Source organism: uncultured Friedmanniella sp. (assembly GCF_964244005.1).
GTDB lineage: Bacteria > Actinomycetota > Actinomycetes > Propionibacteriales > Propionibacteriaceae > Microlunatus.
Genome location: NZ_CAXTHG010000028.1, coordinates 46,369 through 59,408 on the forward strand (window position 1 = coordinate 46,369; position 13,040 = coordinate 59,408).

Consider the following 13,040-nt stretch of genomic DNA (forward strand, 5'->3'; position numbering starts at 1 on the left):
TCCGTACATCGCTCGCCGCGAGGGCTGGTGGTCGCTTCAGGCGGGCTTGATGATCAACCGCCGAAGATTCAGAACTTGACCTTGACCTTGCCGCCGTCCGGGGTGTGCTGGCCGATCCGGGTGGCCCAGCGCCGCGCCGCCGTCCGCTTGACGAGCAGCTGGGTGACCCCGACGCCCACGCCGCTCGCGAGCGCCCAGCTGACCGCCTCGACGTTGGAGATCTCCGGGTCCGTGGGCGACGGCGGCTTGTCACCCGTCACCACCTTCCAGCCGGTCGAGACCAGTCGCTGGGCGATGATCGTGGTCACGGCGCCGATGACGCCGACGTAGACCTTCCAGAGGAGCTTCTCTGACGCACCCATGGTGCCGCCTTCCTGGTGCTGGTTCTCTTTCGCGGTGTCCCGCGATGGCCGATCCTAGTTCCCCGGAACGGGCGCCGGCGGACGGCTCCGGCCGCGTAGGTTACGGGGCATGCTCTTCCGTGAACGCCTCACCGTGCCGGTGGCCTGGTGGGTGCTGGCCGCGCTCTTCGCCGTGTCGATGCTGGCGGCGATCGGCTTCTACCTCGGCCCGGCGTGGGGTATCGGGGTTGCCGTGGTCTCGATGGGGGCCGCCGCACTCATCTTCACCACGATGGGGGTCGTGGTCAGCGTCGACGACACCGAGCTGCGCATCGGCCGCGCGGTGATCGAGCGCTCCTACGTCGGTACCGTCACTGCCCTCGACGCCGCGGCCACCGACCGGCGGGGCGGCGTCGAGGCGGACGCCCGGGCCCACCTGGTGCTCAAGCCCTACATCCGGACGGCGGTGGAGGTCGTGCTCGACGACCCCGACGACCCAGTGCCGTACTGGCTGGTCTCGAGCCGTCGACCCGCCCGACTGGCCGCCGCCCTCGCCGGTACGGGCCGGTGACCGGGCCTTCGGTGGTGGGGTCCGGCGGGCCCGTCCGGGTGCTGTTCTGTCGGCTGCACCCTGACGCGGAGCTGCCCACGTACGCCCATCCCGGCGACGCCGGCGCCGACCTGCGCTGTCTGGAGCCCTTCACGCTGGCTCCCGGTGAACGCCGGCTGGTCGGTACGGGGGTCGCGCTGGCCCTGCCTGAGGGGTACGTCGGTCTGGTCCACCCGCGGTCCGGGCTGGCGACCCGCTTCGGCGTCACCGTGCTGAACGCCCCGGGCACGGTCGACGCCGGCTACCGCGGCGAGATCTGCGTCTGCCTCCTGAACACCGACCGTTCCCAGCCGGTGTCCTTCGCCGCGGGTGACCGGATCGCCCAGCTCGTCGTCTCGGCGGTCGGCCGGGCGGAGTTCGAGGTGGTCGAGGAACTGCCCGACTCGGTCCGGGGAATTGGCGGGTTCGGGTCGACCGGGGGAATACTGGCCCGGTGATTTTCCGCCGCAACAAGAAGCGCGTCGACGAGCTCGAGACCGAGGACGCCGGTCTGGACGCCGAGACGAGCAACGAGTCGACCGACCCCGACGCCGAGCTGGTCGATGAGGGTGCTGCCGACGAGGCCGGGGAGGACGAGGCGGATGAGTCGGCCGAGGTGGAGCTGGACGTCGAGGCGCTGGACGCCACCGACTGGCGGACCGAGGGCCCGTACGACATCAGCGAGGTCGACGACCTGACCGGCACCCCCGAGGTGCCGCGGATCGACCTCGGCGCCATGGTGCTGGCCGGTTTTCCGGGCGCGGAGCTGCGGCTGCAGATGTCGGAGGAGACCCAGCAGATCGTGTCGGCGATGCTGCTGCACGCCGAGTCGGCGCTGGAGGTCGGGGCGTACGCGGCCCCCCGTAGCGGCGGGCTGTGGAGCGAGCTGCGGGAAGAGATCATGGCCAGTGCCATCGAGGTCGGCGGGTCGGCCGCCCTGGCTGAGGGACCGTTCGGGGTGGAGCTGCGCCGGTTCATCCCGGTGACGACCCCCGAGGGCGATCAGGGCTACCAGCCGTCGCGGATGTGGGTGGCGGAGGGGCCGCGCTGGCTGCTCCGCGGCATCGTCTACGGCCAGGCCGCCCTCGAGGACGGGGTCGAGTCGCCCGTCGCCGAGCTGGTCGAGGCCTTCCGGCAGATCGTGGTCCGGCGCGGTGACGAAGCCATGGCCCCCGGCGACCTGCTGCCGCTGACCATGCCGCAGAACCTGGTGGCCGAGGAGCCCGAGGACGAGGTCTGAGCCGACCTCCCCGGGGGTCGGCTGACAGCGGTCGTCGACGGTGAGATGCTGGAGCAGGGGCCGCAGCCCGCGTCAGCCCCCTACGTCTGAGATGTACCAGGAGTTTCTCGTGTCCTCCGAAGTGAAGCCGCCCAAGGAGAGCAGGCTGCAGCGTGCCCTCCGTCGGCTCGGCTCCTCCAACGCCGAGCTGGAGTCCGAGGAGCTGCAGCAGCAGGTCCGGGAGGCGGGCGCCGTCCCGATCCAGACCTGTGAGGACCGGCAGCAGGTCGCCTTGACCGGGACGGTCGCCACGGTGACCATCACCCCGCGCGCCGGCCACCCGGCGCTGGAGGTCGCGCTGCGCGACGGCTCCGGCACCGTCACCCTGCTCTGGCTCGGCCGCCGTCAGATCCCCGGCATCGATCCCGGCCGCACGCTGAAGGTCTGGGGCCGGATCAGCTGCCACGAAGGCAAGCGCCTGGTCTACAACCCCCGCTACGAGCTGCTGGACGGCCCCGCCTCCTGACCCGCCCCCTCCGCTTGACCCCCCGGGCTTGTCCGCCCGGCTCGCCAGCCACCGTCCTGGGCACACCCAGGACCCCCACTTCACAGGGTCGCGGGCGACTTCACTGCTTCGCCCGCACGTGTGGGGTCGCCCGCGACCCTGTGAAGTGACCGTCCGGGCTCTACCGGGGACTTGAGACGGGCGCCTCGGCGAGCCCAGGGGCGCCGGGGGAGCGGCTAGATCGTCTGGACGCGGGGGGCGAGCTTGGCGACGGCGATCCGGCCTTCGCGGGGGGAGAGCATGTCGGCGAGCTGTTGCTCGTAGTCCTGGGCGGTGACGAAGAGCAGCTCGTCGCCGCCTTCGAGGGCGCCGTCGGGGTCGGGGGCTTGGGCGTGGCCGTCGCGGATGATGGCCACCAGCACGACGTCGCCGGGCCAGTCGAGCTCGCCGATCCGGATGCCGACGGTCGGGGAGTCGTTGGGCAGGGTCATCTCGACCAGGTTGGCCGCGCCCTCGTGGAAGGTGAGGAGCCGGACGAGGTCGCCGACGGTCACCGCCTCCTCGACCAGGGCCGACATCAGCCGGGGGGTCGAGACAGCGACGTCGACGCCCCAGACGTCGTTGAAAAGCCACTCGTTCTTGGGGTGGTTGACCCGGCCGACCGTCCGCGGTACGCCGAACTCGGTCTTGCACAGCAGCGACATCACCAGGTTGGCCTTGTCGTCCCCGGTGGCGGCGATGGCGACGTCACAGGTGTCGATGCCCGCCTCCTCCAGCGAGGACAGCTCGCACGCGTCGGCCAGCAACCACTCCGCCTCGGGCAGCGTGTCGGACTTGATCGCCCGCGGGTTGCGGTCGATCAGCAGCACCTCGTGCCCGTTCTCGACGAGCTCGGCGGCGATGGACCGGCCGACGTTACCGGCACCGGCGATGGCCACCCGCATGGTTGCTCCTAGTTTGTCGAGGCTGCGCAGAGTTGGTCGAGGCTGAGGAAGAGGGAGGGGCGCGGGTCAGTCGGCCTTGGCCGGGGGCGCTCCGAGGACGGCCTCGACCTCGGCCAACCGCGCGTCGGCCACGGCGGCGTACGCGAGGTCGCCGTCCTGGAAAACGGTCTTGGGCTTGGGCACCATGCCGGAGCCGAGTCGGAACAGGAAGGGGATCCGGGCCTCAGTGGCCTCTTCCATCTGGGCCAGGGTGCGGCCCACCCAGCCCCGGTCGACGTGCACCTCCATCAGCCGGACCGACCCGGACGGGTCGCGCCAGTGCGGCTCCGACCCGGCGGGCAGCAGCCGGCGCAGCACCTGGTCAGCGGTCCAGCGAACGGTCGCGACGGTGGGGATGCCCAGCCGCTCGTACACCTCGGCGCGCCCCGGGTCATAGATCCGGGCCACGACGTTGCTGACGTGAAAGTTCTCCCGCACCACCCGGGCCGACAAGATGTTGGAGTTGTCACCGCTGGAGACCGCCGCGAAACCGTCGGCGCCCTCGATGCCGGCCTCGAGCAGCACCTCGCGGTCGAAGCCGACCCCCTTGACGCACCGGCCGGCGAAGTCTGGGCCGAGCCGACGGAAGGCGTCGGCGTCGATGTCGACCACCGCGACGGAGTGACCGCGTTTCTCCAGGCTCCGGGCCAGGCTGGAGCCGACGCGTCCGCAGCCCATGATCACGATGTGCACCCGAGGCAGTCTAGTGACCGGGGCGGGTCGGCCTTACGCGCTCCTCACTGCGGCGCCGTCGCGACGAGTCGGGACCGCGCCAGGCCTATGAGAGTGTGTCTGCGTGGCCACCCTGTCCGACGTTGGCAAGCGGCTACTGGTCGGCCGCAAGCTCCGCAGCAGCCAGATGGGCGAGACCCTGCTGCCCAAGCGGATCGCCCTCCCCGTCTTCGCCTCGGACGCGCTGTCCTCGGTGGCGTACGCGCCGGACGAGATCCTGCTGACCCTGTCGCTCGCCGGGCTCGCCGCCTACTCCTTCTCGTGGAAGATCGCCATCGCGGTGGCCGTGGTGATGCTGGTGGTCGTCGCCTCGTACCGGCAGAACGTGCACGCCTATCCCTCCGGCGGCGGCGACTACGAGGTCGCGACCACCAACCTCGGCTCGAACGCCGGGCTCACCGTCGGCAGCGCGCTGCTCGTCGACTACGTCCTCACCGTGGCCGTTTCGATCTCCTCGGGCGTCCAGAACGCCAAGTCGGTGCCGCTGCTGCACTTCCTGGACGGGCACGAGGCGCTGGCCGCCTCGATCGCGGTCGTCGTCTTGATGGCGCTCAACCTGCGCGGCGTCCGCGAGTCGGGCGGCCTGTTCGCGGTACCGACCTACTGCTTCATGTTCGGCATCATCGCGATGGTCCTCTACGGCCTCTTCCGGATCCTGGTGCTCAACGAGCCCCTGCTGGCCGAGAGCGCGCAGTACGGGATCGAGCCGGACCCCCAGTACGCCGCGTTCACGGGCTTCGCGATGGTCGCCCTGCTGGCGCGGACGTTCTCCTCCGGCTGTGCCGCGCTGACCGGCGTCGAGGCCATCAGCAACGGGGTGCCGGCGTTCCGCAAGCCCAAGAGCAAGAACGCGGCCACCACGCTGGCCCTGCTCGGCGGGGTCGCGGTCACCATGGTGATCGGGGTCGTCGTGCTGGCCCACCTGACCCAGCTCAAGCTCATCGACGCCGGCCGGTCGTACTACACGCTGAACGGCGAGCGCGTCGACGTGGTCGAGAAGACCGGCATCGCCCAGCTCGCCGACATCGTGTTCTCCGGCTTCCGCCCCGGCTTCTACTTCGTCATCGCCGCGACGTTCATCATCTTGTTCTTGGCCGCGAACACCGCGTTCAACGGCTTCCCCGTGCTCGGCTCGATCCTCGCCCGCGACGGCTACCTGCCCCGCCAGCTGCACACCCGCGGCGACCGGCTCGCCTACAGCAACGGGATCCTCGTGCTGGCGGTGATGGCGATCGTGCTGATCGTGGCGTTCAAGGCCGACGTCACCAGCCTGATCCAGCTGTACGTGGTCGGGGTGTTCGTGTCCTTCACGGTCAGCCAGCTGGGCATGCTGCGGCACTGGACCCGGCTGCTCAAGAACGAGACCAACACGGCCTCCCGGCGCCGGATGCGCCAGTCGCGGGTGATCAACGCGATCGGTCTGACCATGACCGGAACCGTGCTGGTGATCGTGCTGCTGAGCAAGTTCCTGCAGGGCGCCTACATCGCGATCATCGCGATGGCGGCGATCTTCATCCTGATGAAGGCGATTCGTCGGCACTACGACTCGGTCGCCGAGGAGACCGCCTGGGACGAGAACACCGACCGAATGCTGCCCAGCCGGGTCCGGGCGATCGTGCTCGTCTCCAAGCTCCACCGGCCGACTCTCCGGGCACTCGCCTTCGCCAAGGCCGCCCGGCCGAGCAGTCTCGAGGCGCTGACCGTAGACGTCGACGAGGAGGAGACCAAGCGGCTCGTCGAGCACTGGGAGGCCGCCGGGCTCTCCGTCCCGCTCAAGGTCGTCGCCTCGCCGTACCGCGAGGTGACCAACCCGATCCTCGACTACGTCAAGAACGTCCGCACCGAGAGCCCCCGCGACGTGGTCACGGTCTACATCCCCGAGTACGTGGTCGGGCACTGGTGGGAACAGATCCTGCACAACCAGAGCGCCCTGCGGCTGAAGGGTCGGCTGCTGTTCACCCCGGGCGTGATGGTCACCTCGGTGCCCTACCTGCTCGCCTCGTCCGGCAAGGCCAAGGAACGCCTCGAGCGCGAGAGCGTCAGCGGCAACGCGCGACGCATCCGCCGCGGGTGAACGCAGTCCAGCCGAGCAGTACGTGCAGCGTATTGGTGCGACTTCGGCTCGCAAAGGTTCGGATGCGTGCTTCAGATGTCTCGCCTCGACAGACGCAGTCTGAACGGGATCAGACTTACCGACACTTGGCTGAGAGTCGCCTCCGAGGTTGTACTGTGCCGATCGTGACATTCTCGGGGACGTCCACAACTTCTCGTCGTCGGCTCTTGGCGCCAGCGATGGCATGCCTCTTCACGGCGTGCTCGCTGGTTGCCTGTAGTGCCCCAACTGGTGGAACGCCGTCCGTTCCGGCAGCTCAGCCATCGAGCGCATCACCCGTGCCTTCCGAGACAATCGCAACTCCGACGCCGGCCTCTCCGAGCCCCACCGATGAAGAAACCGCATCTCCCTCGACGGCAAGCACGGAAGACGGTGGCGGTAGTGACGACACTGACGATACCGGAGCGTCGCCACGTCCACCGGTACTCAGCCGGGATGCGACGGGTCGCAGTCTGACTACGGCGGACTTCTTCAAGACGCCTGACGAGTGGCGGGACGGGCGCTTCAACGTCGCTGGGCAGCAGCAGTTGTCGGGAGTCAGCGGGCCACTGAGAAACTGCGAGGAGGAACCATCGGACTCGACCACTACCATCGAGTTGCGACTGGCCAACAATTTCGCAAAGATCAGCTTTGATTTTGGCCAAGGCGATGACTCCGAAGATTCGGACACAGTCTTGTATGTCCAGGTGACTGGTAACGGCGGATATATAGACCAGAAAAGCGTTCCGTTCAACAAGATCCGGACGTTCGAAGCGCCAGTGTCAAATGTGAATGCGCTAAAGATCCAGATGTGGCTGGGCGGTAAGGTCTGCGACTACAACAGCAGAGTCGTCGGGGTCTTGACGAACCTAAAGCTCACGTGACCGGAGCGGGAGGACCCAGTCGGATCGAGCGACTCGCGAAGGACCACACGCTCGCTTTCGTGGCGGTCGTCCTTGGCATCATCGGCAGCATATTCACCATCATCTCCTCAGTCGTCGACATCGGTGCCGGTACCGACCCGACCGTCAGTTCGTCCCAACCATCCGCAAACGATTCCCCTTCGTCGGCCTCTGCGTCGTCCTCGCGTGTACTGACGGCTTCGTCCGAGCAGCCTTCCCCGCAGGGAACGGGTGGCGATAATCGGGTGGAGAACTGCCTCGACCAAGCTCGTCGTCCTGTCGACTGCGCTCAACCGCACCGGTTCGAGGTGCTGACGGGCCCGTGCACGACGGCGGCCGCGGTGGAATATCTTGGCGGCGCTCCCGGCACAGATGTTCCTCTATTTAATCCCATTGTTTCCGACTCGCGGTGCCTCCTCGAAGCGGCATCCAATGTTGAAGGCACAAGTCGCGACGCGTTTCTTGAGCCTGGGGCCGATATCTGGAGGCGATGTGTCGACGACAGGAGACGGAGTCTCGTACCCTGTTCCGCCAACCACTCCGGCGAGTACGCGGCGGCCGGTCCCGCTGACGACGGAAACGAGCGTGATTGCCCGACCGCTGCGGCCGACTACTTGCACCAGTCACTTTCCGAGGTCGATGACCAACTCAAGGTAACCGGGCTCAAAGTCCTGAAAGAGTCGGATCCGAGCGATGCGCGTTGCTTGATTGAGATCCGTGGCAAACAACTGTTGACCAAGTCAATTCGCAATCTCGGAGTCGGTCCTGTCCCTCTTGAGCAGTAGCAGTCGAACCGGTCCACTGCTCGGTCCGGTCGACGTGGGGCCGGTCGCGCACGGCGGGCATTGCGTGGCCCGGCTCGAGCCGGAGCCGGGGCAGGAACGGGGCCGGGTGCTGTTCGTCCGGCACACGCTGCCCGGGGAGCGGGTGCTGGTCCGGGTCACCGACGACAGCCACGCCTCCTTCTGGCGGGCGGACGCGGTCGAGATCCTCACCGCGAGCCCGGACCGGGTCGAGCCCCGCTGCCCGGTCGCCGGGCCGGGGCTCTGCGGCGGCTGCGACTTCCAGCACGTCGACCTGGCCGCTCAGCGGCGGCTCAAGACGGCAGTGGTCGCCGAACAACTGCAACGCCTGGCCGAGATCGACTGGGACGGTGACGTCGTCGGGGTCGACACCCCGGCCACGGCCGACGGGCTGCACTGGCGGACCCGGATGCGCTATCACGTCGACGCCGACGGTCGGGCGGGGCTACGGGCGCACCGCTCGCGTGACCTCGTGCTGCTGCCCGAGGGCGGCTGCCCGATCGCCGACCGGCGGACCCCCGCGGTGGTCGACCGCCGCTGGCCGGCTGAGGCTGAGCTGGTGAGCGCGGCGGCCGCCTCTGGTTCGGCGCTGCTCGTGGCCGGCCGGCTGCAGCAGGGCGAGTCCGAGCTGACCGAGCAGGCGGCCGGGCGGTCCTGGGCGGTCGAGGCGGACGGCTTCTGGCAGGTGCACCCGGCGGCGGCCGACACGCTGGTGGGCGCGGTGCTGGACGGTCTGCAGCCCCGACGAGGGGAGCGGGCGTTCGACCTGTACGGCGGGGTCGGGCTCTTCGCCGGCGCGCTGGCTGACGCGGGCTGTGAGGTGTGGGGGCTCGAGTCGGGCCATCGGGCGGTGCTCACCGCCCGGCGCAACCTGGCCGACGTGGCCGACCGGGTGCACCTGCGCGCTGACCGGGTGGAGCGCGGACTGGCCCGGCTGCCTCGCCGTACGGACCTGGTCGTGCTCGACCCGCCGCGCAGCGGGGCGGGGAAGCAGGTGCTGGTCGCGCTGCTGGAGCGCCGGCCGCGCGCGGTGGCGTACGTGGCCTGCGACCCGGCTGCCCTGGCCCGCGACCTCGGCACCGCCGCTCGGCTGGGCTACCGGGCCACGAGCATCCGCGGCTTCGACCTGTTCCCGATGACCCAGCACGTCGAGTGCGTGGCGATCCTCGAGCCCGACCGGTCAGCCGCCGGCTGACCCAGGGGTCAACGGAGGTCTGACCGCTCACCGGCCGGGTGGCCTCTGTGGCGACTAGGATCGATCTTCCGCGACCTCGCGGACGTACAGGGAGTGTCGATGCAGCGCAGGTCCCGGGTTCCGCGGTCGGTCGGGGTGGGTCTGGCGACCGCCTTCCTCGCGTCGGGGGCGGTGAGCGCCTGCTCCAGCCAGCAGGAGACCTACACCGAGGACGTCTACTGCGCCACCGAGGACGGCACCGTCATCGACGAGCGAAACTGCGACGAGAACCATCCGGGCGGGTTCGGCGGCGGCTTCATCTGGATCGGCGGCTTCGGTGGCGGCCGTGGGCTCGGGTACCGGCTGAACGGCGGGCAGCACTTCCCCTACAACGACACCGCGGCGCGCCAGCAAGCCGGCCTCCCCGCGACCGGGCGGGTGACCGGCAGCGGCGGGCTCGGCGGCAAGGTCACCAAGACGAGCTCGTCCAAGGGCGGCGGCTTCGGCGGCTCGTCCAGGGGCGGGAGCGGCAGCTGATGGAGCGGCGTCCGAGCGGCATCGTCCGCGAGAACTGGCCCGACGTCGTCACCGAGCAGGGGCTGACGTACTGGCAGACACTGATGCCCGACGGCAGCACCCGTTCCTACTGGAGCGAGAGCGCCCACTACGCCTTCAGCGCAGCCGAGATCGACCAGATGCACGCCGACATGGTCACGCTGCTGGACATGTTCGTCACGGCCGGCGACTTCATCCTTGCTCATCCCGAGCTGATGGACCGGCTCGGGATCCCGGGCTGGGCCCGGCTGGAGGTCGCCCGCAGCTGGGACCGCCGCGACGCCCAGGGTGCACCTGTCGACTGGGGCAGCGTCTACGGCCGGATCGACGCGGTGTACGGAGGTAACCGCTTCCTCGACCTGGCGACCACCGACGCCCAGGACGCCGCCGACGCCGCCCTCGGCCGGATCCGGCTGTACGAGTTCAACGCTGACACCCCGACCTCGCTGCTCGAGACTGCGATCATCCAGTGGAGCTGGTTCGAAGGGACCAAGCAGGGCGACGACCAGTGGAACGGCGTGTTCGAGATGCTCGTCGACGCCTGGAAGCGCAACCTCAGCCACGCCGAGGCCGAGCTCGGGCACAAGCCATGCGTCTACTTCGCCTGTACCTGGCACGACAACCTGCTGCCGGAGTTCCTCGACGCGGTGCCGCCGGAGCAGCGGTCGCAGATCCGGGTCGAGGACTGCTCGTACGAGGACCTGCAGAACCTGCGCGTGATGCAGGAGACCTGCCGGCAGGCGGGGTACGAGACCCAGTGGCTCTACGTCGAGCAGATCCACCTCGGGGCGGACGGCCGCTTCTACGACGGCCGGTTCCCCGACGGCGAGCAGCGGCACCTCGACGTGGTGTTCAAGCTGCACGCCTGGGAGCACATCTGCGCGGAGCCGTTCGGCCAGGCCGTCTTCGAGGACATGGCGCGGCCGGGCGGGACGATCTGGGTCGAGCCGCCGTACAAGATGCTGTGGTCGACCAAGGGCCTGCTCCCGGTGCTCTGGCAGCTGTTCGGCCGCGACGCCGAGCGGAGCCTCCTGCTGATTCCCGCCTGGTTCGACGGGGAGCAGCCGCCCACCCTGACCAGCTACGTCCGCAAGCCGCTGCTCGGCCGCGAGGGCGCCAACGTCACCGTGGTCGTCGACGGCGAGACCGTGCTCAGCACGCCCGGACCGTACGCTGACCAGGGTTTCGTCGTCCAGGCCTACGCGCCGCCGCCGAACTTCGTCGGGTTCGAGGGGGACAACTTCCCGACGCTGGGCCTCTGGTACGTGGACGGGGAGCCGGCCGGGATGGACATCCGGGAGGGCTCCACGGTCGTGGTGGACAACCTCAGCGTCTGCGTGCCGCACGTCATCCGGGGCTGAGCGCCCCACCCGGCCCACGGACCAGAAGGAGAAGTACGTGCTCGACTACTGGCAAGGCACCCTCTCGAACCTGCCGGCGGCGACGGTCAGCCTGCTGCTGTCCCTGGTCGCCGGTGGATTGCTGTGGTTCCTCCAGAACCGGCTGACCCGGTTCGACGACCACCAGGTGCTGTTCCGCGACGGGAGCGTCGCGTACCTGGTGCAGCGCGCCGCTCTGGTCCTGGGCTTCGCGATCGCCGCGCTGCCGACGACGACCAGGACGGCGGACGACCTGCCCTGGTACAGCCTGCTCGGCCAGACCTACGAGCTGGTCTGGGTCGTCGTGGCGTTCGTCGCCGTCCGCTACGTCGTCGATGGTGTGCTGCTGCGCCGGACGGCCAACGACGCGGAGCTGCTGCGCGGCAACGTCGCCCTCGGGGTCGTGGAGGCCGGCTTCTACCTCGGTTTCGGCTTCATCCTGAACGGCTCGCTGACCGGAGCGTCGCCGACGATGGCCCTGGGCCTGGCCAGCACCGTCGTCTTCGGCGGCCTGGGGCTGGCCCTGGTGGTGGCGGTCTTCTGGCTGCACGAGGCGGTCACGCCCTGGAGCATCCGCGACGAGCTGCGGGCCGGCGGCCTGACGGCGGCCTTCGAGGCGGCCGGCGTGCTGCTGTCGGTCGGCATCGTCGTCCGTGAGGGGGTGGCGGGTGACTTCACCGGCTGGGGGGTCGGCCTGGTGGCGTTCTCGGTCACGGCGGTCGTCGCGGTGGTCACCCTTTACCTGTTCCGGTGGCTGGCGAACCGGCTGCTGCTGCGCGGTCTGACGATCGGCGCCGTGCAGCGCGAGCACCGCGTCGTGGCGTCGGCCTTCGGCGCCGTCGTGATGGTGACGGTCGCGGTGCTGGTGGCTGCGGTCGTCCGTACCCAGCTGTAGCCCGGCGGGCGCCGGAGTTAGGCAACCCTTTCCAGGTGCTGTGCCGGCCCGTGCGAGAGGCTACGAGAGGTTGGTGCGGTGAGGTATCTTGACATCAAGATACTTTTGGTCGACTCAGGAGTGCAGATGAGCGTGAACAGTTTCGGTGCCAAGGCGACGCTGGACGTCGAGGGCCAGACCTACGAGATCTTCCGGCTGGACGCCGTCGAGGGCGCGGACAAGCTGCCGTACAGCCTGAAGATCCTGCTCGAGAACCTGTTGCGGACCGAGGACGGCGCGAACATCACCGCCGACCACATCCGCGGCCTGGCGGCGTGGGACGCCACCGCCGACCCGAGCCACGAGATCCAGTTCACCCCGGCCCGCGTCATCATGCAGGACTTCACCGGCGTGCCCTGCGTCGTCGACCTGGCGACGATGCGCGAGGCGATGGCCGACCTCGGCGGCGACGCCACCTTGATCAACCCGCTCGCCCCGGCCGAGCTGGTGATCGACCACTCCGTCATCGCCGACGTCTTCGGCACCTCGGACGCCTTCAGCCGCAACGTCGAGATCGAGTACGGCCGCAACCGCGAGCGCTACCAGTTCCTGCGCTGGGGCCAGACCGCCTTCGACGACTTCAAGGTCGTGCCGCCCGGCACCGGGATCGTGCACCAGGTCAACATCGAGCACCTGGCCCGGGTGATCTTCACCCGGGCGACCGGCGACGGTGGCGCCCTCCAGGCCTACCCCGACACCTGCGTCGGCACCGACTCCCACACCACGATGGTCAACGGCCTCGGTGTCGTCGGCTGGGGTGTGGGCGGGATCGAGGCGGAGGCGGCCATGCTCGGCCAGCCCGTCTCGATGCTCATCCCGCGCGTCGTCGGCT

The 13,040-nt window shown here is 69.4% G+C and carries 15 protein-coding genes; 12 read left to right on the forward strand and 3 right to left on the reverse strand.

Annotated features, from left to right (window positions below):
- Positions 1–68: 68 nt before the first annotated feature.
- Positions 69–362 (reverse strand): DUF4235 domain-containing protein, encoded by a 294-nt coding sequence (locus tag ACFE76_RS16345; protein ID WP_375432836.1) that lies wholly within the window; start codon positions 360–362, stop codon positions 69–71.
- A gap of 109 nt (positions 363–471) precedes the next feature.
- Between ACFE76_RS16345 and ACFE76_RS16350 the strand changes: the two genes are divergently transcribed.
- The 4 genes from ACFE76_RS16350 to ACFE76_RS16365 all read left to right on the forward strand — a co-directional run bounded on the left by ACFE76_RS16350 (position 472) and on the right by ACFE76_RS16365 (position 2,675).
- Complete coding sequence (locus ACFE76_RS16350) at positions 472–912, forward strand: DUF3093 domain-containing protein (protein ID WP_375432837.1); 441 nt, start codon at positions 472–474, stop codon at positions 910–912.
- Positions 909–1,388: a dUTP diphosphatase gene (gene dut / locus ACFE76_RS16355; protein WP_375432838.1), complete on the forward strand. Its 480-nt coding sequence runs from the start codon at positions 909–911 to the stop codon at positions 1,386–1,388. Before ACFE76_RS16350 ends, dut begins: the two co-directional genes overlap by 4 nt.
- Positions 1,385–2,170 carry a DUF3710 domain-containing protein gene (locus ACFE76_RS16360; RefSeq protein ID WP_375432839.1) on the forward strand — a complete coding sequence of 262 codons (786 nt, stop codon included), beginning with the start codon at positions 1,385–1,387 and terminating at the stop codon, positions 2,168–2,170. The genes dut and ACFE76_RS16360 overlap by 4 nt, the downstream gene beginning before the upstream one ends.
- 109 nt (positions 2,171–2,279) lie before the next feature.
- Positions 2,280–2,675: an OB-fold nucleic acid binding domain-containing protein gene (locus ACFE76_RS16365; RefSeq protein ID WP_375432840.1), complete on the forward strand. Its 396-nt coding sequence runs from the start codon at positions 2,280–2,282 to the stop codon at positions 2,673–2,675.
- A 215-nt stretch (positions 2,676–2,890) separates the two neighbouring features.
- On the opposite strand, the gene ACFE76_RS16370 is transcribed toward ACFE76_RS16365, so the two are convergent.
- On the reverse strand, positions 2,891–3,598 hold the full coding sequence (locus ACFE76_RS16370; RefSeq protein WP_375432841.1) for a potassium channel family protein: 708 nt from the start codon (positions 3,596–3,598) through the stop codon (positions 2,891–2,893).
- A gap of 66 nt (positions 3,599–3,664) precedes the next feature.
- Entirely contained in the window at positions 3,665–4,315 is a 651-nt protein-coding gene (locus ACFE76_RS16375) for a potassium channel family protein (protein WP_375432848.1), read from the reverse strand.
- A 181-nt stretch (positions 4,316–4,496) separates the two neighbouring features.
- Here ACFE76_RS16375 and ACFE76_RS16380 point away from each other — a divergent pair, with 181 nt between their 5' ends.
- The 8 genes from ACFE76_RS16380 to ACFE76_RS16415 all read left to right on the forward strand — a co-directional run.
- Positions 4,497–6,443, forward strand: a complete 1,947-nt coding sequence (locus ACFE76_RS16380; protein ID WP_375432849.1) for an APC family permease — start codon at positions 4,497–4,499, stop codon at positions 6,441–6,443.
- A gap of 317 nt (positions 6,444–6,760) precedes the next feature.
- The gene (locus ACFE76_RS16385) at positions 6,761–7,345 is read left to right on the forward strand and encodes a hypothetical protein (RefSeq protein WP_375432842.1); all 585 of its coding nucleotides are present in this window, start codon (positions 6,761–6,763) and stop codon (positions 7,343–7,345) included.
- Positions 7,346–7,404: 59 nt separating this feature from the next.
- Positions 7,405–8,148, forward strand: a complete 744-nt coding sequence (locus ACFE76_RS16390) for a hypothetical protein (protein ID WP_375432843.1) — start codon at positions 7,405–7,407, stop codon at positions 8,146–8,148.
- Positions 8,138–9,361: a class I SAM-dependent RNA methyltransferase gene (locus tag ACFE76_RS16395; RefSeq protein ID WP_375432844.1), complete on the forward strand. Its 1,224-nt coding sequence runs from the start codon at positions 8,138–8,140 to the stop codon at positions 9,359–9,361. The genes ACFE76_RS16390 and ACFE76_RS16395 overlap by 11 nt, the downstream gene beginning before the upstream one ends.
- Before the next feature lie 99 nt (positions 9,362–9,460).
- On the forward strand, positions 9,461–9,877 hold the full coding sequence (locus tag ACFE76_RS16400) for a hypothetical protein (protein WP_375432845.1): 417 nt from the start codon (positions 9,461–9,463) through the stop codon (positions 9,875–9,877).
- Positions 9,877–11,256, forward strand: a complete 1,380-nt coding sequence (locus ACFE76_RS16405; protein WP_375432846.1) for a glutathionylspermidine synthase family protein — start codon at positions 9,877–9,879, stop codon at positions 11,254–11,256. Before ACFE76_RS16400 ends, ACFE76_RS16405 begins: the two co-directional genes overlap by 1 nt.
- Positions 11,257–11,293: 37 nt before the next feature.
- Complete coding sequence (locus tag ACFE76_RS16410) at positions 11,294–12,169, forward strand: DUF350 domain-containing protein (RefSeq protein WP_375432847.1); 876 nt, start codon at positions 11,294–11,296, stop codon at positions 12,167–12,169.
- A 120-nt stretch (positions 12,170–12,289) separates the two neighbouring features.
- On the forward strand, positions 12,290–13,040 hold a 751-nt coding region (locus tag ACFE76_RS16415), incomplete at its 3' end, for an aconitase family protein (protein WP_375432850.1).